Annotated in this window: 31 protein-coding genes, 2 pseudogenes and 1 riboswitch; of the genes and pseudogenes, 10 read left to right on the forward strand and 23 right to left on the reverse strand. The window is 37.1% G+C overall.

All coding sequences use genetic code 11. The annotated features are described in order from the left end of the window. Positions 1 to 33 precede the first annotated feature (33 nt). The 8 genes from N1I80_RS20605 to N1I80_RS20640 all read right to left on the reverse strand — a co-directional run bounded on the left by N1I80_RS20605 (position 34) and on the right by N1I80_RS20640 (position 5,145). Positions 34 to 813 (reverse strand): sulfite exporter TauE/SafE family protein, encoded by a 780-nt coding sequence (locus N1I80_RS20605; RefSeq protein ID WP_340739699.1) that lies wholly within the window; start codon positions 811 to 813, stop codon positions 34 to 36. A gap of 134 nt (positions 814 to 947) precedes the next feature. Next, positions 948 to 2,075 carry an MBL fold metallo-hydrolase gene (locus N1I80_RS20610; RefSeq protein WP_340739700.1) on the reverse strand — a complete coding sequence of 376 codons (1,128 nt, stop codon included), beginning with the start codon at positions 2,073 to 2,075 and terminating at the stop codon, positions 948 to 950. 252 nt (positions 2,076 to 2,327) lie between these two features. Further along, positions 2,328 to 2,723, reverse strand: coding sequence for a DsrE/DsrF/DrsH-like family protein (locus N1I80_RS20615; protein WP_340739701.1), 396 nt, complete (start codon positions 2,721 to 2,723; stop codon positions 2,328 to 2,330). A gap of 12 nt (positions 2,724 to 2,735) precedes the next feature. After that, entirely contained in the window at positions 2,736 to 3,287 is a 552-nt protein-coding gene (locus N1I80_RS20620; RefSeq protein WP_340739702.1) for a sulfurtransferase TusA family protein, read from the reverse strand. A 244-nt stretch (positions 3,288 to 3,531) separates the two neighbouring features. Beyond that, positions 3,532 to 3,828, reverse strand: coding sequence for a rhodanese-like domain-containing protein (locus N1I80_RS20625; RefSeq protein WP_340739703.1), 297 nt, complete (start codon positions 3,826 to 3,828; stop codon positions 3,532 to 3,534). Positions 3,829 to 3,855: 27 nt separating this feature from the next. After that, the gene (locus tag N1I80_RS20630) at positions 3,856 to 4,218 is read right to left on the reverse strand and encodes a rhodanese-like domain-containing protein (RefSeq protein WP_340739704.1); all 363 of its coding nucleotides are present in this window, start codon (positions 4,216 to 4,218) and stop codon (positions 3,856 to 3,858) included. An 84-nt stretch (positions 4,219 to 4,302) separates the two neighbouring features. Then, a complete protein-coding gene (locus tag N1I80_RS20635) occupies positions 4,303 to 4,563 on the reverse strand; it encodes a metal-sensitive transcriptional regulator (protein ID WP_340739705.1) in 261 nt (86 codons plus the stop codon). Between the two features lie 171 nt (positions 4,564 to 4,734). Further along, complete coding sequence (locus N1I80_RS20640; RefSeq protein WP_340739706.1) at positions 4,735 to 5,145, reverse strand: Lrp/AsnC family transcriptional regulator; 411 nt, start codon at positions 5,143 to 5,145, stop codon at positions 4,735 to 4,737. A 116-nt stretch (positions 5,146 to 5,261) separates the two neighbouring features. Between N1I80_RS20640 and N1I80_RS20645 the strand changes: the two genes are divergently transcribed. Next, positions 5,262 to 6,023, forward strand: coding sequence for an MBL fold metallo-hydrolase (locus tag N1I80_RS20645; RefSeq protein WP_340739707.1), 762 nt, complete (start codon positions 5,262 to 5,264; stop codon positions 6,021 to 6,023). Between the two features lie 30 nt (positions 6,024 to 6,053). Beyond that, entirely contained in the window at positions 6,054 to 6,242 is a 189-nt protein-coding gene (locus N1I80_RS20650; protein WP_340740108.1) for a hypothetical protein, read from the forward strand. A gap of 122 nt (positions 6,243 to 6,364) precedes the next feature. On the opposite strand, the gene N1I80_RS20655 is transcribed toward N1I80_RS20650, so the two are convergent. Continuing rightward, complete coding sequence (locus N1I80_RS20655) at positions 6,365 to 6,928, reverse strand: beta-class carbonic anhydrase (RefSeq protein ID WP_340739708.1); 564 nt, start codon at positions 6,926 to 6,928, stop codon at positions 6,365 to 6,367. Between the two features lie 270 nt (positions 6,929 to 7,198). After that, positions 7,199 to 7,297, forward strand: a riboswitch (guanidine-I (ykkC/yxkD leader). A gap of 70 nt (positions 7,298 to 7,367) precedes the next feature. Between N1I80_RS20655 and N1I80_RS20660 the strand changes: the two genes are divergently transcribed. Further along, entirely contained in the window at positions 7,368 to 7,709 is a 342-nt protein-coding gene (locus tag N1I80_RS20660; RefSeq protein WP_340739709.1) for a DMT family transporter, read from the forward strand. Further along, positions 7,709 to 8,023 carry a DMT family transporter gene (locus N1I80_RS20665; RefSeq protein ID WP_340739710.1) on the forward strand — a complete coding sequence of 105 codons (315 nt, stop codon included), beginning with the start codon at positions 7,709 to 7,711 and terminating at the stop codon, positions 8,021 to 8,023. The genes N1I80_RS20660 and N1I80_RS20665 overlap by 1 nt, the downstream gene beginning before the upstream one ends. A 60-nt stretch (positions 8,024 to 8,083) precedes the next feature. On the opposite strand, the gene N1I80_RS20670 is transcribed toward N1I80_RS20665, so the two are convergent. The 3 genes from N1I80_RS20670 to N1I80_RS20680 all read right to left on the reverse strand — a co-directional run bounded on the left by N1I80_RS20670 (position 8,084) and on the right by N1I80_RS20680 (position 10,159). Further along, on the reverse strand, positions 8,084 to 8,821 hold the full coding sequence (locus N1I80_RS20670) for a pirin family protein (protein WP_340739711.1): 738 nt from the start codon (positions 8,819 to 8,821) through the stop codon (positions 8,084 to 8,086). Between the two features lie 68 nt (positions 8,822 to 8,889). Further along, on the reverse strand, positions 8,890 to 9,195 hold the full coding sequence (locus N1I80_RS20675; RefSeq protein ID WP_340739712.1) for a monooxygenase: 306 nt from the start codon (positions 9,193 to 9,195) through the stop codon (positions 8,890 to 8,892). 16 nt (positions 9,196 to 9,211) lie between these two features. Further along, positions 9,212 to 10,159 carry a DsbA family protein gene (locus tag N1I80_RS20680; RefSeq protein ID WP_340739713.1) on the reverse strand — a complete coding sequence of 316 codons (948 nt, stop codon included), beginning with the start codon at positions 10,157 to 10,159 and terminating at the stop codon, positions 9,212 to 9,214. A 136-nt stretch (positions 10,160 to 10,295) separates the two neighbouring features. Between N1I80_RS20680 and N1I80_RS20685 the strand changes: the two genes are divergently transcribed. The 3 genes from N1I80_RS20685 to N1I80_RS20695 all read left to right on the forward strand — a co-directional run bounded on the left by N1I80_RS20685 (position 10,296) and on the right by N1I80_RS20695 (position 11,924). After that, entirely contained in the window at positions 10,296 to 10,850 is a 555-nt protein-coding gene (locus N1I80_RS20685; protein WP_340739714.1) for a TetR/AcrR family transcriptional regulator, read from the forward strand. A 203-nt stretch (positions 10,851 to 11,053) separates the two neighbouring features. Beyond that, positions 11,054 to 11,491, forward strand: coding sequence for a VOC family protein (locus N1I80_RS20690; protein ID WP_340740109.1), 438 nt, complete (start codon positions 11,054 to 11,056; stop codon positions 11,489 to 11,491). Positions 11,492 to 11,525: 34 nt separating this feature from the next. Continuing rightward, the gene (locus tag N1I80_RS20695; RefSeq protein ID WP_340739715.1) at positions 11,526 to 11,924 is read left to right on the forward strand and encodes a VOC family protein; all 399 of its coding nucleotides are present in this window, start codon (positions 11,526 to 11,528) and stop codon (positions 11,922 to 11,924) included. Positions 11,925 to 11,989: 65 nt separating this feature from the next. Here the strand turns inward: N1I80_RS20695 and N1I80_RS20700 are convergent. Next, a pseudogene (locus N1I80_RS20700) lies at positions 11,990 to 12,079 on the reverse strand (transposase); the annotation flags it as partial. 216 nt (positions 12,080 to 12,295) lie between these two features. On the opposite strand from N1I80_RS20700, the gene N1I80_RS23400 reads away from it, so the two are divergent. Beyond that, on the forward strand, positions 12,296 to 12,409 hold the full coding sequence (locus tag N1I80_RS23400; RefSeq protein ID WP_445683673.1) for a putative holin-like toxin: 114 nt from the start codon (positions 12,296 to 12,298) through the stop codon (positions 12,407 to 12,409). A gap of 416 nt (positions 12,410 to 12,825) precedes the next feature. Here the strand turns inward: N1I80_RS23400 and N1I80_RS20705 are convergent. The 8 genes and pseudogenes from N1I80_RS20705 to N1I80_RS20740 form a co-directional block, all read right to left on the reverse strand. Next, positions 12,826 to 13,449: pseudogene (locus N1I80_RS20705) on the reverse strand (FMN-binding negative transcriptional regulator). 21 nt (positions 13,450 to 13,470) lie between these two features. Further along, positions 13,471 to 13,989, reverse strand: a complete 519-nt coding sequence (locus N1I80_RS20710; protein WP_340739716.1) for a GNAT family N-acetyltransferase — start codon at positions 13,987 to 13,989, stop codon at positions 13,471 to 13,473. Positions 13,990 to 14,014: 25 nt separating this feature from the next. Further along, on the reverse strand, positions 14,015 to 14,467 hold the full coding sequence (locus N1I80_RS20715) for a MarR family winged helix-turn-helix transcriptional regulator (protein WP_340739717.1): 453 nt from the start codon (positions 14,465 to 14,467) through the stop codon (positions 14,015 to 14,017). Between the two features lie 237 nt (positions 14,468 to 14,704). Beyond that, entirely contained in the window at positions 14,705 to 15,109 is a 405-nt protein-coding gene (locus N1I80_RS20720; RefSeq protein WP_340739718.1) for a DoxX family protein, read from the reverse strand. A gap of 11 nt (positions 15,110 to 15,120) precedes the next feature. Next, entirely contained in the window at positions 15,121 to 16,815 is a 1,695-nt protein-coding gene (locus tag N1I80_RS20725; protein ID WP_340739719.1) for a methyl-accepting chemotaxis protein, read from the reverse strand. Between the two features lie 67 nt (positions 16,816 to 16,882). Next, complete coding sequence (locus tag N1I80_RS20730; RefSeq protein WP_340739720.1) at positions 16,883 to 17,290, reverse strand: DoxX family protein; 408 nt, start codon at positions 17,288 to 17,290, stop codon at positions 16,883 to 16,885. 443 nt (positions 17,291 to 17,733) lie between these two features. Continuing rightward, the gene (locus N1I80_RS20735) at positions 17,734 to 18,201 is read right to left on the reverse strand and encodes a DinB family protein (protein WP_340739721.1); all 468 of its coding nucleotides are present in this window, start codon (positions 18,199 to 18,201) and stop codon (positions 17,734 to 17,736) included. 51 nt (positions 18,202 to 18,252) lie between these two features. Next, a complete protein-coding gene (locus N1I80_RS20740) occupies positions 18,253 to 19,482 on the reverse strand; it encodes an MFS transporter (RefSeq protein ID WP_340739722.1) in 1,230 nt (409 codons plus the stop codon). A gap of 119 nt (positions 19,483 to 19,601) precedes the next feature. Here N1I80_RS20740 and N1I80_RS20745 point away from each other — a divergent pair, with 119 nt between their 5' ends. Then, positions 19,602 to 20,186, forward strand: coding sequence for a CGNR zinc finger domain-containing protein (locus N1I80_RS20745; protein ID WP_340739723.1), 585 nt, complete (start codon positions 19,602 to 19,604; stop codon positions 20,184 to 20,186). 241 nt (positions 20,187 to 20,427) lie between these two features. Here the strand turns inward: N1I80_RS20745 and N1I80_RS20750 are convergent, their stop codons facing one another. Together N1I80_RS20750 and N1I80_RS20755 are read right to left on the reverse strand one after the other, a co-directional pair. Next, complete coding sequence (locus tag N1I80_RS20750; RefSeq protein WP_340739724.1) at positions 20,428 to 21,069, reverse strand: NAD(P)-dependent oxidoreductase; 642 nt, start codon at positions 21,067 to 21,069, stop codon at positions 20,428 to 20,430. A 302-nt stretch (positions 21,070 to 21,371) separates the two neighbouring features. Continuing rightward, complete coding sequence (locus N1I80_RS20755) at positions 21,372 to 21,959, reverse strand: TetR/AcrR family transcriptional regulator (protein WP_340739725.1); 588 nt, start codon at positions 21,957 to 21,959, stop codon at positions 21,372 to 21,374. 388 nt (positions 21,960 to 22,347) lie between these two features. Here N1I80_RS20755 and N1I80_RS20760 point away from each other — a divergent pair, with 388 nt between their 5' ends. Beyond that, entirely contained in the window at positions 22,348 to 23,199 is an 852-nt protein-coding gene (locus N1I80_RS20760; RefSeq protein ID WP_340740110.1) for a helix-turn-helix domain-containing protein, read from the forward strand. The last annotated feature ends 97 nt before the right edge of the window (positions 23,200 to 23,296 follow it).

Here is a 23,296-nt window from a genome sequence, read left to right on the forward strand (position 1 = left end):
CTTTAGATTTATTCTGTTATGTGCTTGATGTGACTACATTAAAATATCGAACCAAATCTTCACTGCCGTACTTGCAATCAGAAATGCTAAAATAATTTGTAAAACTCTTGTATTCATGTTTTTACCAATTTTCACTCCAAGTGGTGCTGCTAGTAGACTTGCTACAATCATAATAATGGCTGGCCAATAATTCACTTGACCGGTAACGAGTTTGCCTACACTACCTCCGATGGAAGAAATAAATGTAACGGCTAGACTTGTTGCAATCGTCATTCGTGTTGGTATGTGTAGGACGGTTAACATGATCGGTACGAGTAGGAATCCTCCTGCGGCACCAACAATACCAGATGCGACTCCGACTATTAAAGCTAAGATTGCTGCGATTGGCTTATTAAATGTCACTTCATTTAGCGGCATATCATCTACTGGCTTTTTTGGGACAAACATCATCACAGCAGCAATTACAGCAAGAATACCATACACAATATTCACTGTTTGTTCTGATAGGTAGCTGGATCCATAACTGCCAAGTAAGCTACCAATTAGGATAGCTCCCCCCATAGAAATGATGAGTTGCTTGTTTAGATATCCACCTTTTCGGTATGCCCAGACTCCGGCAATGGACGCAAACAGTACTTGTACCGCACTGATACCTGAAACCTCATGGGCTGTAAAGGCTGCGAGACCAAACAAAGGTGGAATATATAATAGCATTGGGTATTTAATGATAGAACCGCCAACACCCAGCATACCGGATAGAAAAGAACCGATAAATCCAATTGCAAATACTACGATGATAAATGTTAAATCCATGAGTCGGCCTTCTTTCTCTACCTTAGAAGAGCGAGTAGTTATCAGTGATTACTACTCGTTATTTGGTCATCATTATGCTTTTTGAATGTAGAAGTAGAAAACCTCTTCTTTTGTTTTTTTGTTCTACTAGTTTTTTAACGAACTGCACAGCGATTCGGTCCAATTTCCATTTCGGTTTGTTCGTCATTATCAGGATTGATTTTACCCATGTTAACTTGACGAATTTGTTCGTACGCATTTGGTTGTGATGGTAAGTTATCTGTAACCGTATGACGGAATTCCTCTTCGTCTTCGATGTTCAAACCATGATTTTCTTTATAAAGATCACCAAGTCGCCTTGTCACTGTACCATCTTCATTCAATTCATCAATGATCATGAAGTGTGCAGGTAATACGACTAAGTCCTCAGCAAGTTCACGGTAACGAGAATACAATGTTTCACGTAAATCCCCTACCCAATCTTCTGCAAGTCCCGCTAAGTCTGGACGACCAATGGAATCGATAAATAAAATATCACCTGTTAGTAAAAATTGATCATCAATGATAAATGAGGTAGAACCAATCGTATGACCAGGTGAATAAAGGGCATTTATATCCATTTGAGATGCACCAATTTTCACATGTAAACCATCTGTTAAGGCTGTGTAATCAAACACAACTTCTGTCGCATCTTTTGGCGGTAAATAGTAAGTTGCACCTGTGGCAGCAGCGATGTGACGTCCACCTGAAATATGGTCCGCGTGTAAGTGTGTATCAAATACGTGTTTGATCTCTACACCTTTTTCCTTTGCAAAGCTTGTGAACACATCTGTAAAGCGTACCGCGTCAATAACTGCTGCCTCTCCTTCAGAAATCACCATATAAGATAGGCAACCTTTACCTAAACGAACAAATTGGTATAGTTCGCCGCTATTTTCTAAATCAGCAACTTTTATTGGCTCTAGGTAACTGCTCCAAGATTTCATCCCACCTTCAAGATATGCCGCTTCACGACCAGCCTCTGACAGCATTTCCGCTACCATTACAGAAGACCCTTCTTTCGCACAGACGACTAGCACATCTTTATCCGTCGGAAGTTTTGGTAGAATTTCTTCCACACCATCTAATAATTCGAAGTAAGGAATGTTTAAATACTCAAATTTATGCCCTTCAATTTTCCACTCTTCAAACGCATCTGTATTGCGTACATCCAAAATAAAAAGCTCTTCGTTATCAATTACTTTTCGAGCAATTTGTGCTGCTGTCCATTTATTTACAGCCACCTTCTATTACCCCCATAGGTATAAAAATTTTGTTTTTTTTACAGTGGAGAAATTCCCCACTGCATGATGTTTTACAAATCAATTACGCCTCGGCGTAATTGCGTCCAGATTTTGAATTGAGCGAAGCTCAATTAACTCCTTTCAAAATCTGTGACATCCGCCGGAGGCTTAACTTGAATCAGCAGGGAATTTGGACTCCTGTAGCTGACGCTTCGCTTTCAGTACAAAAACATTTGCTGATTCAAGTTCAATTTAGAACGTTAATGTTGGTGTAGCATCTTTTGCATGCTCTAAAAATGTTACAGCTCCGCCTACTTCGATTCCATCTACGAAATCTTCTTTAACTAGACCCATAACATCCATTGTCATTTGGCAAGCAATAAATTGAACACCAAGTTCTTGTGCCATTTCTACCAGTTGTGGAATGGAAGGAACATTAGCTTTCTCAAAACCTTCAGCAAAATGCTCTTTTCCAGCTGGCATTTCCAATGTATGCATCGCTTGTTTGTGAATTAAGTTTAGCCCTTCAAACGTAAAGAAGATTTGTACCTCTTTTTCCGAAGCTGCTGCTGCTGTTGCGATATTGAATACTTTGTAAGCATCAAATATTCTACCGTTTGCTGCAATAATAGCGACTTTATTTGACATGATAAATTCCTCCTAAATTTCTTTCATTATTTTACCGTTCCACTCATTCATACCCGGTAGAACGTTATAAACTTTTGTAAAACCATTTTCTACTAAAAGCTGTGATGCTAAATCAGAACGATTTCCTGTACGACAAATCACATAAATTTCTTCATTCGGATTTAATTCTTCTAGACGTGATGCTAATTCGCCCATCGGAATGGATTTGGCACCTTCAATATGTCCAAATGCATATTCAGCTGCTTCACGCACATCTAAAATAAAACCGTTTCGTGATTCCAGTTCTTCAAGTGAAATCGTGTGTTCATAAGCTTTTTCCACTTTTGGCTCATTAGAACCTTTGCGAATGTAGTGATAAAGAACATCGCCTTCTTCCACTGTACCTAAATATTGATGCCCTACAGTACTTGCCCAAGCAGCTAAATCAGCCTTTGAGCCTTTATCTGTCGCTTGAACTTCCAATACTTGACCTTCTTCAAGATCGCTGATTGTTTTTTTAGTTTTTACAACCGGCATTGGACATGCTAGCCCCTTTGCATCTAACTGCATATTCGCTTGGATCATTGTATTCCCTCCTCGTCATTGTTGTTATGAATAGTACACCCATACATATACCAGCACGGGTATAATTTTCAATAATAAGATAGTCGCCCATAATAGCGACTTTTACTTAATACCCTTTAAGATTCTTACTGATTTTGTTCGTGAAAACCACTTACACAGTTCACAATATACCCCCATAGGTAATACGTCAATTCATAAGATCGTAATCCCACTATTTCCTAAGCACTGTATTTAGAGCTATGAATCACCCCACGTCCCCTTCCCAAGCAAGCATTCCACCTTGCATGTTAATTACGTTATATCCTTGGCTTTCAAGGAGTTGTGTTGCACGACCACTTCTTCCTCCTGATTGACAAACCATGATATATTCCTCCGACTTATCTAATTCATGCATACGAAACTCCAATAAACCTAATGGAATGTTTACAGCTCCTGGAATCTTTCCTGCCGTTACTTCATCTACTTCACGTACATCAATGATATTTAATGCTTTTCCTTCATTTATTAAAGACACTAGCTCTTTTGTAGTCATTTCTTTCAATGTAAAATCCTCCTTTTCAAATTCAATTTAGCCCCAGGCACTCATGCCACCTTTGACATTTGTCACTTTTGTAAATCCCATTTTCCTTAGCACCTTACTAGCTTTTTGGCTCCTCATTCCACTTTGACAGATGACAATCACTTCTTTTTCCCTTGAAAGCTCCTGATCCGCTTTTTGAGAAAGTTGATGGAGAGGGATATTTTTGAAACCTTTGATATGATTTCCTTTAAATTCGCCAAGTGTTCGGACATCAATAAATTGCTTATTCTTGTTTATGAGTTCCCCTTTTAAATCAGCTGTCGACAGCTGTCTCACACCTTTTGTTGGCAGAGCCCGCTGTATGACGGAAAATAAGAAAACAGCAATAATGATGTAAATTACGTAATCCAAATCGTTCACCGCCTATCCAAATATTATTTTTGTACCCCCACAGGTATATTAATTAATAAAAAAAAGAACGTCAACTATAAAGTTTTATCGACTTTTTACAAGTAAGTTGACAGCTTCTTTAATTAGTTCATCCATGTTTTCTCCATTTTGTTCGGCCTCTTGAACACATTCAACTAAATTTGAACTTACAATCACACCGATTGTTCGATCTACTGCTGAGCGAACAGCAGATAACTGCGTAATGACCTCTTTACAATCTTTATCTTCTTCCATCATTTTTAAAATTCCACGAAGTTGCCCTTCCATACGCTTTACTCTATTTTTAAGTCGATCATCGTATTCCATAGGTTTTCGCCTCCACAATGCTGTTTTTTCTTGATAGGATATTATGAATCAAAAAAGTATTAACAATCAACATCATATACCCTAACAGGTATATCGTCAATACAAATAACTCTTTCTACCTTTATGCCTCAAATACATGAAATTGAAATACACCATTTATATTGATATGCGTTATTTATTAATTACAATCGATAATTTATAATTTGCATGCTCGTTTAGGTCTTCTAAAAATTCGTCCAATACTTCATTAGATGGAAATTTGCATTCAAGAAGATAACAGCCATCCCCACTGATTTTATAGTTACGCAATACGTATTGTTCTCTTTTTTTTATGAACGATAGATAGGGGTGATGATAAGTGCTCTGTGTGAAAATCGTAATAAGGGCATGAATAAAATACCCTAATTTTACTTGATTCACTTTAATGGTATACCCTTCAATCACTCCATTATCCTCCAATTTCGCAATCCTATCTGAAACAGCTTGTCCAGTTAAATGAACCTTCTCACCCAATTCTTTCATCGTGATACGACTGTTCTTGGACAGTTCATCTAAGATACTCATATCCGTGTGATCTAGCATTTTTTCAACTCCTTTAATAATCAAGTTAAACAGCAAATAGACTTGATTTCATCTCTGTATCATTGATTAACCACAGTATAGACTATATGGGAGTCAAAAAAAAAGGAGATGTAATTATGGATATTCAACAAATTCGAAATGCCACGCTCATTATTCAATATGCTGGCAAAAAAATTTTAATAGACCCTATGTTAGCAGAGAAAGGAACTTACCCACCTTTTCCTAATTCATTAAGACAAGATCAAAACAATCCTTTAGTTAGCTTACCAACATCTATTAACAATATCATATCTGATCTTGACGCTGTTATTGTTACTCATCTGCATTTAGACCACTGGGATGATGCTGCTATAGAAGCATTGCCGAAAGGAATTAAATTATTTGTCCAAAATGATGAGGACGCGTCAGTTATTACAGGAGCAGGTTTTACAAATGTAGAAGTCTTACAAGAAAATACAATGTTTGGCGATATCCAATTTATTAAAACAAAAGGCGAGCATGGAAGAGGCCCACTGGTAGAAATGGCTGGCCAAGTCTGCGGGGTTGTCTTCAAACACCCAAGTGAAAAAACGTTATATCTAGCTGGAGATACGGTGTGGTATAGAGCTGTTCAAGAAGTAATCGAGACACATATGCCAGAAATCATTGTTGTAGCTGGCGGAGATAATCAATTCCTAGAAGGCGGTTCGCTCGTAATGGGGAAAGATGATATCTATGAAGTGTATAAGGCTGCACCAAACGCAAAAATCATTTCTAACCATATGGAAGCTGTCAATCACTGGACATTATCAAGGGAAGAACTAAAAGACTTTAGTAATGAAAAAGGGATGTCTGACAATATTTTAGTACCAAACGATGGCGAGTCTTACACATTTTAAGCGAGAAAAGAGGCAGAATAACCTATCTGCATCGTTGCAACAGTCAGAGCGTCTGTAGATCTTGGCTTTGAAACGACACTTATTGAAGATGCATGTGCGACAAGAGACTTATCTTATGAAGGTAAGGATGTTCCAGCTGAACAGGTTCATTATGCATTTGTCGGTGCACTTAACGGTATGTATTGTGCTGTAACTTCGACTGAAGATTTCCTGCAATAGGAAACACAATCTTAACTATAAAAGGCATTTGGGAATCCGCTTATTCCCAAATGCCTTTTCATTTTTCGTTTCTCAGATACGGTCATCGGATGATATGAGAAAACTTTAGATATTAGTGTGATTTATACAGTAATAGTATCCTTTACTACCACATCTAATTTACCTGTTTCCGGGTCAATTACTAGGCCGTGGACAGGCGTTCCAATTGGGAGAAGGGGATGTTTCTTAATCATATTCACGCTATTACGAACGCTATCTTCTACATTTTCAAAACCTTTTAGCCATTCCTCAATATTAATGCCAGCAAACTCCAATGTGTCAAATGTTTGTTGAGAAATTCCGCCTTCTTGCATTTTCTTAATCGTCTCAAGTGAATTTATATTGTTCATGCCACACCCATGATGCCCGATTACACAAACCTCACTTGCTTTTAGTTCATACAATGCCACAAGAATACTTCTCATGGCACTGCCAAATGGATGGGAAATAACGCCACCCGCATTTTTGATAAGTTTAGCATCCCCATTACGTAAATTCATCGACTGGGGTAAAAGTTCAATTAATCTGGTATCCATACAGGTGACAATCACCATTTTCTTGTTTGGAAACTTTGTTGTATGGAACTCCTCATATTTTTTGTCTTTCACAAATTGTTCATTGTATTCTAAAATACTATTAATCATCATAAAAATCTCTCCTCACTTCATATGTACTTGTTTTAAGCATATTTTCTGTATTAGCTGATCTGTTTTCTCAACTGCCTTTACGGCAACTTCTAAGTAAGGATAACTAAAAAATAAATGAATTGTCAAATAGTTTTTATATTTCACTTTCAACACTTATTGCATTCAACATACGGACTGAGTCAGATGCCAAAAAATTAACTGAGTCACTCCCTAGAACATTAACCTTGAATTGAGTCGGAATTTGTGTATAATCGAAGGTAATTGCATAAGTAAAATGTTTTCTAGGGTTCCGTAACGATTCTGTTAGTCTGGTCCGAGAGAAAACTCATAGCTTTTGCTATGCCACGGAAGGATAAAAGCCTGGGAGAAACTGTTTAACAGTTTTCTTCTAGGCTTTTTTGTTTGTTGGGGTAAGAATAAAATCGGAGGTGTTGTTTGCATGAATGCAAACTGGATGAAAGTGATTATCGCTGCTTTTTTTGAAGTTTTTTGGGTCATTGGATTAAAACACGCGGATGACTTTTGGACTTGGACTGGAACAGTTATTGCGATTATTGTTAGTTTCTACTTAATGATTATGGCTGGAAAAGAACTTCCTGTTGGTACTGTCTATGCAGTTTTTGTAGGACTAGGGACTGCTGGAACCGTTTTTTCAGACATCGTATTTTTTGATGAACCATTTAAAGTAGCTAAAGTCATTTTGATTTTAGTCTTATTAGCTGGGGTAATTGGCTTGAAATTAGTGACGAAAGACACCGTTGAAGAAGGGATTGATTCTTAATGGCTTGGGTTTCTTTAATTGTTGCAGGCTTATTTGAAATGTTTGGTGTTTTGATGATCAATAAATTGCATAAGGAGCGAAATTGGCAATCGTTGCTGTTTCTCATTCTTAGCTTTGGTGCAAGTTTTATTTTTCTTGCATATGCCATGAAAACACTACCGATGGGGACTGCATATGCCATCTGGACAGGGATTGGTGCATCTGGTGGAGCACTATTAGGTATGATTTTTTATAGCGAATCAAAAGACTGGAAAAGACTCATTTTTATAGCCATGGTATTGGGGGCAGCAGTTGGTTTAAAGCTCGTCTCGTAAAAAACACTGGTGGAAAAGTAAATTTTTCACCAGTGTTTTTATTTTCATCTTCTATTACTGCTAGTTCCTCAAGCCACTAATTGTCCCATCCATAGACATCGGTGCATGCATATCGACAAAGAACAATACAATTGTAGTGTCTTCATTTGCGACTAGAGGTGGGAGTGGATTAACTACATCCGTTATAGCCTCCTGTTTGCCAATTGTGAGATCTTGAACCGTAATTTCGCCGTGCATTACGTATAAAAATGGTGTAAGGCCAACATATGCCGGAATTTCCAACTGTTCGCCTGCTTTAGGATACGCATCTAAAATGTAGACATTTTGCCTAACGTAAAGAGGTGCTTCACTTCCTTCAGGCCCCGCCATGACATACCAATCATGGTTGTCTGTCGGTTTGTTATGGAATTGGATTTTGGGTGGAAGATTTGTTTCATTCGGTCGGACGAAGATTTGAAGCATTTCTACCTCATCTTCTTTTACCTTTTCCTCATGCCAAAAGCTTGCCCCTGCATTCATCATCATTAATTTACCTCTTGCAATCGGCGCTTCAAAGCCTGCGGAATCTTTATGATGTGTGACACCTGTTCGTATATAACTTAAAATCTCATCATTGATATGCTCGTGCATTTTAATCGTTAACCCCTTTTTCATAACCGCATGATCAATAATCGCTAATGGTCCAAATGCAGTATCCGCAGTTTTATTTCCTAAAATAGCTCCTGGTTGGACACGTGTAATTGTGAATGGACCTCTGAACGGCTGTGCATGATTTGCCGCTTCAAGTTTTTGTAACAAGATAAAACCCCTTTCTTCAATTGGATATAACAAAATCGACTCCCCTAAAGAAGTCGATTTTATTGTGATTATTTTATGGGTCCTTTAGTAATCTCAGTCAGTTTAGAATTGATGGCAAAGATTTTTGCGTTAACGTCTGCAACTCCAAAGCCAGCTAGTCTTTTCGTGTGCATATCTAGGTATTTTTCGGCTGTTTCTTTTGTTTCGAAAATATAAATTCCGCCGGCTTCACTTGTTTCAGGGCTTTCAGTCCAAATTTTCCACATGAAACCCTCTTCTTCATTGATACTTTTTGCCAAATCAGTAAACGCCTCGGCCATTTCATCTCCGAATGGTCCATTCATTTTAAAATCCACTTGTAATACGTAAGCCATTGTCATTCTCCTTTGTTTATTTTGTAGTGGTGAAATAGAATTCCCCTAGAATTTCCTTCGCTTCATAGCTATTTGGTGCAAGCTCTTTTTCAATAAAAGAGCGAACCTCTGACTGTTCAACGTCGTACATAACTTCAATCTCTTTAGAAAATAACATTTTTTCTTTTTCAAGCAAGCTAGAAAGGGATGGCTGCTGTTTTGGTTGTAGTGCTTCCAAATTTAGAACTTGTTTTAATCCGTCAACATAGTATTCAAACGGGCGTCCGCCAACAATTTTCACACCTTTATTTTCTTCATTCACCATGATAATTGTCGGAAAACCTCTGGCACCTAAGTTTCTAACTAAAGTAAAATCCTCATTCAATAATTGTTGTCCGATTGGTTGTTGTTCAGCTTCATTTACAATCGCTTCCCCATCAAGGCCCATTTTATTGACAATTTTAATCAGAACAGATTGCTCTGAAATATTTTCATTAAATGCGAAAAGTGCTTCTCTTGCACGACGTAAATATTCAAATGCCGTCGCATCACTATGATTTTTTTGGATTATTTTAAATACGCGAGAGGCTGGATAAGAGGATTGAACTGGATTATCAATCATTAAACTACCATCAATCGGCATTCTTGAATGCTCTCCAACTTCTCTCCAGTGACCCGCAACGTCGGCTGGTTTATGAATTCCATTCGCAGGATCGATAGGTCCATCATGCCATTTCTCCAGCAAACCACCCATAACCGTGTGAAGGTTAAAATAATGACTGTATTGCTCTGTAAAGCGACGGAATGTCGGTTCAATTGCCCAGCAATGAGAACAGATAGGGTCCGTCACATAATAAAGATTAATATTTTTTTCTGGTTGATTGAAATCAATGATTTCCATTTCCTCTTCTCCAGCCACTCCGCATACACCCGTTTCTAAATCACACAACATATTATTGTTGTTCTTCAATTTATTTTCCCTCATTTCTTTGAAAGTCGATTATTTGCTTTACAATTGAATTGTAGACCATAATTAAAAGTATCAACACCAATAGTTCATTGAAAATGTCGTTTATCCAACACATTGAAGAATTTGTTTGAAAAGTAGGAGGGAGATCAACATGACTCAACCAAAGACTGATCCTCGAGTTCAACGTACCCGAAAATTAATCATGGATTCTTTTATGGAACTTTCAAGTCAAAAAGAATTTAAGGATATTACCGTTAAGGATATTACAGCCGAGGCTATGATTAATCGTGCCACATTCTATTATCATTTTGAAGATATATATGACTTATTGGAAAAGGTATTATCGGAAGTTTTGTTAGTTAATTTGGATTTTGACTACTATCAAAATAACGAACTAAATGAAGAAGCGTTAGTTAGCATATTCATAGCGATTACAAACTTTCAAAAGTCATTATCCAATCGCTGTCATAGAGGATACGAAGATACCATTGCCCGTATCATCAGGGAACAGCTCGAAATCATTTTTTATAAAATGCTATTAAAACAACATAACATCGAAGAGGATGCAGCTCTAAAAATCACCGCTGTCATATTAAGCTGGGGAATTTACGGAGCTTCTGTAGAATGGAAAAGAGATAGTAAACAGCTACTACCGGAGGAATTTATCAAATTAGCCATTCCTACTATTATTTCTGGGATAAAGTAGGTGCACTATGCTACTGATCGTTTGTTATTTCAAAAAGAATATTCGTGTAGCGTAAAAAATTATTAGTATTCAACTATACTTAAGCTGGCAAACGTACGTTCTGTTTTATAAAGTGAAGTTATGGTAATAATAGTTGTGTGGTTACTGCCATTTAGTAATTGTTTAGCATTATATATAAATTAGAACTAAGGAGTTGTTGAATGATGTCGATTAGTTTGAATCCTTATTTGATTTTTGACGGTAACACGAAAGAAGCGATCCATTTTTACGAGAAAGCGCTTGGTGCGAAAGTGATAGGTATCATGACGTTCGGAGATATGCCGGAGGACCCGAATTATTCGTTGTCGGATGACATGAAGAGTCGTGTTATGCATGGACACTTGCAAGTCGGAGAGGCAAATCTTATGTTTAGTGACACGTACGAAGGCATGCCTTATCAGCCGGGTAATTCGATTCAGATGGCCATCCATCCCGAAGATGAGGCTAGAGCTAAAGAAATCTTCACCGCTTTGGAAGACGGCGGACAAGTCATTATGCCCCTTCAGAAGACAGATTGGAGCCCCTTGTATGATGGGCAAGTAAAGGACAAGTTCGGCGTTACTTTCCAAGTGAACGTCGCAGGAGAGCAACCTCAGTATTAAAATACTAAAAAAACATAGAAAAGGATTGATTTTAATGGAAAAGGTTACTCCATTCTTAATGTTTCAAAATGGCAATGCAGAGGAAGCGATGAATTATTACACATCACTCATCGAGGATTCAGAAATTACGACTATCTCTCGCTATGGAGCAAACGAATCAGGGGATGAAGGAACAGTCATGCATGCGACTTTTTCCTTAAAAGGACAAGAATTTATGTGTATTGACAGTAATCTAAAGCATGAATTTTCCTTTACACCCTCGTTTTCCATCTATATCACTTGTGATTCCGAAAATGAGATCAATCATCTTTATGAGAAGCTTATTACGGACGGACAAGCACTTATGCCGTTAGGTGATTACGGTTTTAGTCAGAAATTTGGCTGGATAAATGATCAGTTCGGTGTCTCGTGGCAGCTTAATCTTCCAAAATAAGCTTTTGGATACATGGTGAATCATTTTGATACAGTTTACTTACATGCTTTCCATAACAAGGCCTACTGTCGGATGGGCTCTCTTGTCCTAATCGCAACTTGACCGCGTAATACCTTATATCTATATTTCGTAACACATATCACGTGATACTTGATATCGTATGCGGTACGACTACTTTCCTATATCCAGCCCTATTTTCACCTTATATAGCGAGGATGGACAGATAAACTTTTTACTATGAATGACTCAAAACAGTAGAATCAGCTAGAAATATAGCGGCAATAACATCATGATTTATGTTAAAATGAGAACAGCAGTTGCATAAAGCGGATGGGTGGTTGGCACTCCCTTGTGAATGGGGGTGTTTGTATATGATGGTATCTTATGAGGCAATTAATATGCTACTCCAAGCTTTTATAGCATTTGCAACAATGGCAACAGCCATTACTGCATTGATTGTACTCTTTACCAACAAAAAGAAGTAACCGCCCATTACCTTTAGCCAGGTTTTCTAATGGGGGTTACTCTTTTGAGTAAATATCTTTTTTGAAGACGACTTTGGTCAACCGCTCTTCATGCGGTATGTGACTGCAATTAGCTGGACGTTTCTCAGACGTTCAGCTTTTCTTATTATAAGTTGATTGTATCATATTTATACAGTTTATTTCAATCCACGCACTCATAATCCCGCTGGCACAATTGTTAATAGATTTTCATCCACGCCTTTTCCCTAATCAATCGTAGCCTGACGAACAAATTTGAACTACTGGAATAGATAATGACTCATTAATAACCCAACCTTCCTATTTATTTAAATATTTTTAACGGGTGAAAGAAATTGTTACCCCAGTAGAGCGTGCTCGTGCTTGGTGTTATGACGGAGAAACTGGCTGCTGTTGACTTATTTGTCCTTGTTCGCTTTCCTCTCCATCAATTGCGCCATTTGCTCAGAATTTAAATCCTTTTCTTCATAGAGCTTATTCACAATGTTATGATAGTCTTCCTCATTACGATTTTGACTCAGTTTATCGGCTGCTTGAATTTCTTGTACTTTAATCTTAAATCCAACAATCCCTTTAATTTGTTTTTTCGTTTGTGATGAAAGGTTTTCCCATAATACCGTATTTTCCCGATGTTGTTCGTATTTTTGTAATAGTAGGCTAAAGTCTTCTTCTAGCTCTTGTTCACTCATCATACTAGCTGTTCCATATACGTGGACAGCCTGATAATTCCATGTTGGGACATTTTCATCTTTATACCAAGATGATGAGACGTAAGCATGCGAACCTTAAAATATCACAAGGACATTTTCACTGTCAACCTCAAACGTTTTCCATTGAGGATTCGCATAAGCCATATGTCCAGTAATATAGTACTCATCGCCTTGCTTAGTTAACTGCAAGGGTAAATGGCTAGCAATTGGTGTTCCTTGCTCTGTTGTCACAAGCGTACCAAAAGCGTTTTTTTGTATAAAGTCCTGAATTTCATTCATATCGGTTACCTTAAAATACTTAGGAATATACATCGTAATCCCCCTTCAGAAATTTTATTTTTGTGTTTTGGTCATGATAAGGTCGATTTGTTCTTCATCCCCCATATAGAAAGCGTGTGAGTCAGTGTGAACAAACCCCATTTTCTTATAGAAGGCAATCGCGTTCTCATTTCTTTCCCATACACCTAACCAAATCTTCTTTTTATTGCAATCCGTCGCAATTTCTATAGCTTTATTGAGTAGGTATTTTCCAAGGCCATGTTTTTGATATTCTTTTTTTATGTAAATACGCTCTATTTCAAGTGATTCATCACCCATTTCTTCAGACTGCGCCTCATTCGTATTGACCTTTAAATAGCCAGCAACTGCCCCATTAAAATAAACAAAAAAGAATTCTGAAGAAATAGTGGATAATTCTTTTTCCAGCTGTTGAGCATTAAATGCTCTTTCTAAATAATTTTTCATGTTCTCAGGTGAATTCTGATTTTTAAAGGTATCGTTGAAGGTTTCAATACTTATCTCTTGAAGGATCTCTATATCTTCTCGGTTGCACTTTTTTATTTTTATAGTCATTTTAACGATCCCCTTTTATATAAAGTTAGTATTCTCTCTTGTTTCCCTTTTTCACAAATTCCCAGTCAACTTCTATATTTTTTCTAACTCTTTGTAGGAGATGGGAAATGCTCTCTACTTCTCCTTCCGAAAAACCTGCTAATGCAACACTATTCGAATGATCATTTTCTCTTTTGATAATAGGATAAACATGTCTCCCTTTCTCTGTTGGAAAGAGTTTTTTAATTTTTTTATTACGTTCATCACCTTTTTTTTCAATAAAGCCATTCATTTCAAGTTTTTTTATAGCACGAGCTGCTGTTGTTCGATCTACTTTTATCATCTCAGCTAACTTTTCTTGAATGATTCCCGGATTTTCACATATTCGCACAATGTACAGATATTGCCCTTTTGTAAGATTGTATTCCTTAAATTCTATATTACTTATAGAATCTAATGCCCTTGCTATCATTCCTATTTCACGAAGAATTTCTTTCATAATTAGCTCCTTTGACTATATTTTGTTACAAACACAACAAAAAGGTTGCGCATTAAGTTTAGTTCAATTTTATTGTATTTGCAACAAAAAAACAAAAAAGTGTGACTACCTATTATTGAATACTCAATAATAGGTAGTCACACTTTTTAAACTGCTGAATTAAGCACATTCACTTTGCGGTTTCTCGTCGAACAACCGACGCCATCATTTCAATACCTTCGGCGACCTTGTCAAGATTCACCGTGCCGCCTTTACACCCCTCGAAGGGAAAAGTGCACGATCAATCGAATACAATCCACCTCCGCTTATAAATAAAACAAGCGAGATAGTAAGAAAAGTAAGATCAAGCTCATAGCCACCTATAAACCCAACAGCCAGTTTCACTTTGAATATAGCGACAAGCATAACAAAAACATAAAACGCCGCTAATAATCTTGTTGCTAACCCAGCCATCAATGCGAGACCCCCCATGACTTCAAGTAAGGCGATGCCATAAGCTAATAGACCCGGAAGACCAATGCTATCAAACCAAATCACAGTGTTTTCTATTCCACTGCCGAATTTAGCATAGCCATGCATTGTGAAGCTCAATCCCAGAACAAGCCGTAGCAACAACAAACCCCATGCATATTGTACGGTCATCCAAATTCCCCCTATACCTTAAATTGATTGATCATCATATTTAGTTTGTCTGCTTCTTGATTGAGGAAGGTGACACTTTTCTCTACTTCTTCCATAGAATAATTGAATTGTTCCACAGTTCTAGCTACTTGGGAAATACCACTAGCTGATTGCTCCGAAATAGAAGTGGTTTCTTCAAGAAATTGATGAATCACTTTCGTTTGACTCATAACATCATCCAATGACAATGACATACGTGCTATCTGCATTCCAATTTGATCAATTTCTGCATTTAGCTGAACGAATGTTTCATTAGTTGTTGTCATCAATCGTTGACCATCCGTGACAATACCGTATCCCTTGTCCAAAGAAAATACAGCGTTTTTCGATTCGCTTTGAATATCTTCAACAATCGTTGTAATATGGCCAATCGAAGCATGGACTTGCTCCGACAACTTCCGCACTTCGCTAGCTACCACTGAAAAACTTCGACCGTTTTCTCCAGCTCTTGCAGCTTCAATTGATGCGTTTAGTGCCAATAAATTTGTTTGGTCAGCAATATCTTTTATGACTTTAACAATCATGGAAATTTGTTCAGTCTTCACGTCTAAACCTTTGACTAAGGTCAAGGATTCGTTGATGCTTTCTTCAATAACAGACATTTGTGTAATAGAAGACTCCATATACATACTGCCTTCTCCCGTTAAGGAGAGCATTTTCTTAGAATGTGTACTTGACTGTTCCTTCTCATATACGATTGCGACAATTTGCTTTGAAAAATGGTTCATTCTCTCAACTAACTCAGATGATGATCTGGCTTGAGCTTTCGAACGACTACCCGATTGTTGCATAGTTATGGACATCTCTCTGCTCTCGTCACCTACAAAGCTCGTATAGTTCATTAGTTTTTTACTTTCGCCCGCAACAATCGTGGAAGTGTTCGTCATCTGCTCCATCATTTGCCGAAGTGTCCATTTCATTCGATTCATCGACTTGCTTATTTGACCAATTTCATCATCTTCAAAGTACTCCATGTCTTCGATCTGTAAATTTTTATTCGCAATTTGATCGGCCATTTGAACAACTTGATTGAGACTTTGCTGCATGTTTCGACTTACTATTAGCACAAGTGTTAGGCCTACAATTGAGGAGATAACGATTGAAAAAATCAAAATGATCGTGTTACCTTTCAATTGGCTATAAGTTTCCTCCAACCAATTTCCTCTACTTTCTTTCTCGGTTTCCAAAAGACTACTCAATGTGGCGATTACTTCATCTCGAGCGATTACAGTGGTGTCCATTTGTTGCTGATCCATATTTGATTCTCGAATGGAAGGGATAATTGCTTCCATGATAACCGTAGTATTCTTTGCATCCTCTTCTAGAATACGAGCAAGCGCTTGCTTCTGTTCACTTGTACTGAGAGTAGATATTACGGTATGTGCTCGTATGCCAAATTGATCGGAAACCTCATGATAACGCTCCATATATTTTTCGTCCTTGCTACGTATATAATCATTCAGGATAATTTCCTTACTTTTATAAAGAGAGAGTAATTCGGAAACCTCCAGCACATTAGATTGAATAATGTCCTGTTGCTCAATATTTTGTTTAACAAGTCCAAGACCTTGTCCAACTATAAATGCTGAAATACCGAATAGCGAAATAGTCACGATTTGAACTAATAGATACTTCCATCCTAATCCTCGCTTAGATTTCATTTTCATACTACTTCCTCGCTTCTATATCTAATAGATATAATCAAAGAACACCTTTAACTTATTACCTCTATTTTTAAATTCTGTCCTCTGAACGAAAAATTTTGTTACCTAACGAGAAAGCTGCACTGTTTACAATCGCAAGGAAAATGGCCATCGCGAGTAGTGCCAATTCCAATTCATACCCCGTCATTTGACCATCGCCAAGAAATCCAGCAGAGAATTTTACTGTAAAGATTGCCCCCAGCATAATAACCGCAAACAATACAGAAACAATTCGTGTTCCAATACCAAGTATCAACATAACACCACCGATTAACTCTATAACCGCAACGACATAAGCTGAAAACCCTGGAATTCCAAGACTTTCAAAAAAAGCAGCTGTGTTACCCAAGCCCCCTTGAAACTTGGATAATCCATGAATGAAAAAGGTAACACCTAGAATCACACGCAAAACAACTGCACCCACATTATTTCTATTCATTTTCTTTTCTCTCCTTTTGTTAGTTACTTTACGTAAGTTACTATATAACAGAAACTTAATTACGTCAAATTAATTTGTTGTCTGATATTTTAACCTACCGTGTTTAGACTGTATAAAGGCGTAAATGAAATTGAAGCAATCATTATTTGTCCTCCATTTGAAAAAGCCATCTCGCTTTTAAGTTAGCGGATGGCTTTGATTATCAATAGTGGAATGTAACTACTTAGGTATGTGTTGGCATAAAGAAAATCTCCTGCAACGCTTGACGCTAGGGGATACCTTCGCTGGAGATTTGGTGGAATCAGTTGTTCAATCTACTCAAATCCTATATGCAGGAGAATTCTCCACCGACAACAGAAACGAGTGAGGAAAGGATATCACGATTTTGTTTGCGAAGTGTGGAAATAAATCCACGCAAGAAGAGGCAGCAAGCTCTGACTCAATCATTTTAATAACTGATTGATGCCCTTTATCAAACCAAAATGCATGCCTTCGTGATACAGACAAAAGCTTAAACATTCAGCAACATGGCTTATTTGTAGTCCAGTAGAGGTGTTATACATTTCTTTAATAGGATCCTCGATTCTCTCTACTAATAATGATTCAACTTTTACACTTTGTTCAGTTAATAAAGTGATTAATTCTTCTTTCGTCGGGGTGTCGATGGACCATTCTTTTGGGAATGTACCTGAATTAAAAAGTTCAGGGAAATTTTCAGGTACATTCATTTTTTCACCAGCAAGTTGGAATGCGAACTTTTCAGTTACCATGTATATATGACCTACATTCCACATGATATTGTTATTTAATCCTGCCGGTACAACAGCCCATTGTTTTTCATGCACACCTCTTACGTAATCAATCGTATTCTTACGTACAAATTTTAACTGCTGAAATAGATAATGACTCATTAATAGCACAACCTTCCTATTTATATAAATTTGAAATATCAGTGAAGAATATTATTGCAGCGCTGTTCTGCTATTGATGGCTACAGTTTGCTCCTTCATTAATACTGTAAGAACTACCCCAAATCCTAATAAAACTGCTCCCAACCAGAAGGCTAGTGTGTAGTTGCCGGTCATTGTTCGAAGGTAGCCACCAAGAAATACACCTAACGCTGCAAACACCTGATGGATGAACCAACTAAATCCAAGAATGCTTCCCATTGCGTTTTTTCCAAACTTATCACCAATGATTCCCGTTACAAGTGGAATAATTGGCATCGAAGAAATCCCATACACGACAGCAAACACATATAGCTGCCAAATACCCGGAGAGACAGCAAGCCATATAAAAGCAAGTAACCTAACCACGTACAAAATAATAAGTAAATTCTTTTTTCCCATTACATGTGTTAATTGCCCAGTAATCCACATTGAAACTGCACTTCCCAAAGCCGCAATGCCCAACAATTGGCCACCTAGCGATTTTCCTCCTCCTACATCGACTGCAAAATTTGGAAGGTGCATAGTTACCAAATATAAAGTAAAGCCACATGTAGCAAACCCTAGTGTAGCAATCCAAAACTCACGACTTTTTAAAGCTTCGGACAATGAGACACTTTTTCCTGCTACAAACGAAGACACAGAATCCCCATCTGGCATTTGATCAATATCTGCCGGATTATTCTTTACGACAAGTAACACAAAGGGAACCACAATAACGAGCATGATTAACCCCAGAGCTACAAATGCAGTTCGAAAACTGAAGCTAGCAATTAAAGCACCTGTTAGTGGCAGCAATATCAGTTGGCCGATATTCATCCCCATGGAGCTTCTAGAAAGCATTTTAGCCCGTTTTTTCACATACCACCTGGATACGAGTACAGAATTCGCCATCGAACCACAGCCTGCAAAACCAATGGCAGTTAGTACGCCATAGTAAAGAAAAAATTGCCATAGTTGCGTTATTGTAGCTGAAAGAATAAATGCGCCCCCCATTAAAGCAGCACTACTTGCAATTACAGCTTTCGGACCAAACCGATCAATCATTTTTCCCATAACCGGTTGGAAAATCCCCCAAGTAATCATGTTTAAAGATACTGCTAAGCTCAGAATGGTTAAATCCCATCCATAGGCTTCATTTAAAGGTGCAAAAAATTGTCCCGCCGTTAAGTTCAATCCAAATGCACCCATTAACGTTAAAAAAGTGACCATCACTATTTGGGGACCTGAAAAAGTCTTCAACATAAAATACGCCTCCTTTAATTAACCCCTAAAACAACTATTTAATAGTTAATAACATACCTCATTAACACTAACCTGTCAAACGTGTTATAATAGGTTAAATAGAAAAGAAGGTGATTCACATGACAACTGAAATAAAATTTCCACTCATATCAGGCAATATTTCAATAGATTTGGTTAACACTGAGGTTGTTCGGCATGGAACCCGACATGATTTATTAACAAAGACAGCGCATGTCTTAGCATGGTTTTACACGCTAACGAGGGACGACATTATATTTAAGGAACAATTTGGTGAAGATATAGAACAGTGGGCGGATGATGCATTACCACTTTTACGTGAAATGCGCGCATTCCTTCGAGAGGGCTATGAAAAAATGGCAGATGGGAAGGAACTTTCGACTGATTGGATTACTCATTTAGAATCACAAATAAAAAAAGCGCCCTTTGCTTATCAATTAAAAAAGAATACGTTGATGCCCACTCCAATCGGGAAACCAGAAAATGCGCTCACTTCACTCATTGCATTAGATGCATTAAAACTTATCACTTCTAATCAAGTAAGCAATATACGCCGATGTGCTAATCCAGACTGCGTTTTATTATTTATTGACACACATGGCAGGCGAAAATGGTGCTCAATGAACATATGTGGTAATAGAAGTAAAGTTACCCGGCATCAACAAAAGGCCCAAAAGAAACAGTAAGCTCTATCTATGTAAATAGAAAAACACGAAAGGGAATAGATGAATAATTTCCTTTCGTGTTAAGTGCGGTATTATTATAAGCAATTAGAACCGTGCAGAATCATTCAGTGTGTGATGCTTTAGCAACAATCGTCAACTTTTATACAAGTATCATTTTTTGAACTGAAAATAAAAAAGTCAACTAATCCCACAAATGCATGGAATAAATCGACTTTTGTTAACACTTACTTTTTCCGATTAATTAACTAGAAATATAAACGATACTATTGAAAGAGTCTGGATTGTTCAATTGAGAAGCCATACATTCAGCTAGATCGGCACGTGATATATACCCCTTCCCTTTATGTACGGATTGATTAATGGCGATTCTGTACTTCCTTGTTTGTAAACCATTTGTTAATCTTGGAGGACGAACAATTGTCCAATCAAGTTCAGATTGATAAACCTTCTGTTCCATCCGCTTCATGTCATCATATAGGTTGAAAAACATCTTCCATAAAACTGTTATAAGAATTCTATCTATAAATGAAGTCTCTTGCTTCAGCTTAAGGGTTTCGGCTGATAGGCAAATAAGTCGCTTAACTCCACAATTTTGCATTTCATTCATTATATTTTCGATACCTTCCGAATAGACAGTTGTCGGTTTGCGATGATTAACGCCAAGCACTGAAAGTACTGCATCTTTTCCAACCATCGCTTTTTGTAAGGTAGAAGGATTTAAAACATCTCCCTTTTTTATTTCCAGATTTTTACCACATACATCTGATAGATCTAATTTATCAGGTTGACGCACGATAGCTGTTACCTCATGCCCATCGTGAAGTAATTCTTTCACTAATTGAATACCTGTGTTACCTGTAGCTCCAAATACAATTAGTTTCATTTCCCACACCCCATTCTAGTTAGTTAGTAATAACTAACATTTAGTATAAAGTTTAACGTATACTACATTTATCGCATTTCACTACTTAAATGGCTTCTTATATAATAACTAGTCTCATGTTGTCATCTTCCATTTTTCTCGCCTTTTTACCGTAAGTACTAACCAAAATAGAACCAATGCTATGACTGGATGTACTGCCCCCATTCCTGGAATATGAATGCTGACATATTACAATGGAACGAAAGGAAACCTATCCTTGAATAGTGAATTCGATTATTTAAATGAGCCAACCTTTAACACCTTTACTTTTTAATACCGTAACAAAATGTTTTAACACTATTTGTAATGAAGTCTTCCTTCGTTATATTAATAAATTTTTTATCCCATAAAGCTGTGGAAATAAAAAAACTAAATAACATAGCTAAAAAAGTAGATGCTTGTATATAGGAATCTAATGTAATAATCTTGCTCTTCACTTGCATCTTGGTAAAATACTCTGCAATAAAAATCTTTAACTGCTCTGTATGATCAGAAACTAAATCAATAAGTTCTGGCATTGTAAATCGCTCTTGAATAGCAATTAAACAAATAGCATCATTACTTTCCATCAAATCAAGATATAAATTAGCGATCAATCGCAGATCTTGTTCTAAATCCCATACAATATTTTTATCAAAGGTTTGTTTTAAATTAGGAATAACTGTATTTTTTTCGATTGCAGCTTCCAAGACCCCTTTCTTAGTATCAAAGTGGCGAAATACTGTCATTTCACTCACATTTGATGCCTCCGCAATTTCTTTTATCGTCACTAAATTAAATCCCTTGTCCTTCATCAATTGAAGAGCTGATTGAAGAATACGATCTGCTGTGCTTAACTTTTTGTCTTGCATTAGTGCACCTCACATTTTAGTAAATGATTTTACTTCTCTTTTTCAATAGCTGATCGTGTACCTAATTGGGGTAAACTATCACAATTCGTTTGTATACATTTTTTTCAAAGCAGACGGCAAGACTTCCACCTCCATTTTTCAGAGCAAATGAATGTTACTAATAACTAACATTTATCTAATTCTTATCTTAGCTTCTCATTCAAAGAATGTCAAAATAAACAGTAGTCACCCAAATAGTTCAATGGGTGCCTGGTACTGATTTTTCATGTTAAATATTTTAAAATGTAAACATCCGCAAAAATAATCAAAAAACACTCCATTTCTTTTGCTATTCTGTTAATGAAAGGAGGGAACATTATTTGCATTATGAAGGTGTTATAAAAAAACAATCAATTATATTGAAGAACGATTGCATGAATCGTTAATGATTGATGATATAGCGGAGCAAGCAGGATTTTCTAAATTTCATTTCCATCGAATTTTTCGTTCATTGATTGGGATGTCTATAACCGAGTATATCCGGGTGAGACGTTTGGCAAATGCTTCGGTGGCTTTACTCTATACAAACGAACGAATTTTGGATATTGCATTATATTATCATTTTGAGTCTCAGGAGGCTTTTACAAGAACCTTCAAAAAGTATTATCATTTGCCGCCCGGACAATATCGTAAACTGATGTCCAGTATGCTAAAAAACAAGGAGGAATCTTATATGGATCAGCAAGTAAAAGGCTGGTTTTTAAGCGGAACAGATCAATTTAATTATGAAATGGGTATTGATCGTGAAATTGTTCATCAAGGAAAAGCATCAGGCTATTTAAAGTCTAAAACGGTACTTGATGATTCAAGTTTCTCTACAATGATGCAGCAATTTAAAGCGGATAGGTTTAAGGGAAAGAGAATTAGACTTTCTTGTTTTTTAAAGACCAAAGATGTTCAGTCGTTTAGTAGCATGTGGATGAGAGTTGATAATGCTTATGGCGATGTATTACAGTTCGATAATATGAGCAATCGTTCCATAAAAGGGAATACAAACTGGAACCGCTACTCCATCGTTTTGGATGTCCCCTCAGATAGTTCGATTATAGCATTCGGAATTATTTTGTCAGGACAAGGTCATGTGTGGGCGGATCAGTTTACCTTTGAAGAAGTTGATGAAAATGTGGAAACAACTAATTTAGAGAAGCAATCGGAATTATTGGATGAGCCATTAAACTTATCCTTTGAAGAGGAAATCTAATTGTAAGTGAAGCAGTTAATAATTAAGCTAATTGGCATGTCAAAGAGCACCCTCTCTTATTAAAAGGGCGCTCTTTTGCGCTTATATTCTAAAGTGA

The organism is Sporosarcina sp. FSL K6-3457, from assembly GCF_038007285.1.
Classification (GTDB): domain Bacteria; phylum Bacillota; class Bacilli; order Bacillales_A; family Planococcaceae; genus Sporosarcina.

Excerpts from the sequence above, each read along its gene's own strand:
- N1I80_RS20605 (WP_340739699.1), bottom strand. The coding sequence starts at position 813 with ATGGATTTAACATTTATCATCGTAGTATTTGCAATTGGATTTATCGGT.
- N1I80_RS20615 (WP_340739701.1), bottom strand. The coding sequence starts at position 2,723 with ATGTCAAATAAAGTCGCTATTATTGCAGCAAACGGTAGAATATTTGAT.
- N1I80_RS20620 (WP_340739702.1), bottom strand. The coding sequence starts at position 3,287 with ATGATCCAAGCGAATATGCAGTTAGATGCAAAGGGGCTAGCATGTCCA.
- N1I80_RS20635 (WP_340739705.1), bottom strand. The coding sequence starts at position 4,563 with ATGGAATACGATGATCGACTTAAAAATAGAGTAAAGCGTATGGAAGGG.
- N1I80_RS20640 (WP_340739706.1), bottom strand. The coding sequence starts at position 5,145 with ATGCTAGATCACACGGATATGAGTATCTTAGATGAACTGTCCAAGAAC.
- N1I80_RS20645 (WP_340739707.1), top strand. The coding sequence starts at position 5,262 with ATGGATATTCAACAAATTCGAAATGCCACGCTCATTATTCAATATGCT.
- N1I80_RS20655 (WP_340739708.1), bottom strand. The coding sequence starts at position 6,928 with ATGATGATTAATAGTATTTTAGAATACAATGAACAATTTGTGAAAGAC.
- N1I80_RS20660 (WP_340739709.1), top strand. The coding sequence starts at position 7,368 with ATGAATGCAAACTGGATGAAAGTGATTATCGCTGCTTTTTTTGAAGTT.
- N1I80_RS20665 (WP_340739710.1), top strand. The coding sequence starts at position 7,709 with ATGGCTTGGGTTTCTTTAATTGTTGCAGGCTTATTTGAAATGTTTGGT.
- N1I80_RS20675 (WP_340739712.1), bottom strand. The coding sequence starts at position 9,195 with ATGGCTTACGTATTACAAGTGGATTTTAAAATGAATGGACCATTCGGA.
- N1I80_RS20680 (WP_340739713.1), bottom strand. The coding sequence starts at position 10,159 with ATGAGGGAAAATAAATTGAAGAACAACAATAATATGTTGTGTGATTTA.
- N1I80_RS20685 (WP_340739714.1), top strand. The coding sequence starts at position 10,296 with ATGACTCAACCAAAGACTGATCCTCGAGTTCAACGTACCCGAAAATTA.
- N1I80_RS20690 (WP_340740109.1), top strand. The coding sequence starts at position 11,054 with ATGTCGATTAGTTTGAATCCTTATTTGATTTTTGACGGTAACACGAAA.
- N1I80_RS20695 (WP_340739715.1), top strand. The coding sequence starts at position 11,526 with ATGGAAAAGGTTACTCCATTCTTAATGTTTCAAAATGGCAATGCAGAG.
- N1I80_RS23400 (WP_445683673.1), top strand. The coding sequence starts at position 12,296 with ATGATGGTATCTTATGAGGCAATTAATATGCTACTCCAAGCTTTTATA.
- N1I80_RS20710 (WP_340739716.1), bottom strand. The coding sequence starts at position 13,989 with ATGACTATAAAAATAAAAAAGTGCAACCGAGAAGATATAGAGATCCTT.
- N1I80_RS20715 (WP_340739717.1), bottom strand. The coding sequence starts at position 14,467 with ATGAAAGAAATTCTTCGTGAAATAGGAATGATAGCAAGGGCATTAGAT.
- N1I80_RS20720 (WP_340739718.1), bottom strand. The coding sequence starts at position 15,109 with ATGACCGTACAATATGCATGGGGTTTGTTGTTGCTACGGCTTGTTCTG.
- N1I80_RS20725 (WP_340739719.1), bottom strand. The coding sequence starts at position 16,815 with ATGAAAATGAAATCTAAGCGAGGATTAGGATGGAAGTATCTATTAGTT.
- N1I80_RS20730 (WP_340739720.1), bottom strand. The coding sequence starts at position 17,290 with ATGAATAGAAATAATGTGGGTGCAGTTGTTTTGCGTGTGATTCTAGGT.
- N1I80_RS20735 (WP_340739721.1), bottom strand. The coding sequence starts at position 18,201 with ATGAGTCATTATCTATTTCAGCAGTTAAAATTTGTACGTAAGAATACG.
- N1I80_RS20740 (WP_340739722.1), bottom strand. The coding sequence starts at position 19,482 with ATGTTGAAGACTTTTTCAGGTCCCCAAATAGTGATGGTCACTTTTTTA.
- N1I80_RS20745 (WP_340739723.1), top strand. The coding sequence starts at position 19,602 with ATGACAACTGAAATAAAATTTCCACTCATATCAGGCAATATTTCAATA.
- N1I80_RS20750 (WP_340739724.1), bottom strand. The coding sequence starts at position 21,069 with ATGAAACTAATTGTATTTGGAGCTACAGGTAACACAGGTATTCAATTA.
- N1I80_RS20755 (WP_340739725.1), bottom strand. The coding sequence starts at position 21,959 with ATGCAAGACAAAAAGTTAAGCACAGCAGATCGTATTCTTCAATCAGCT.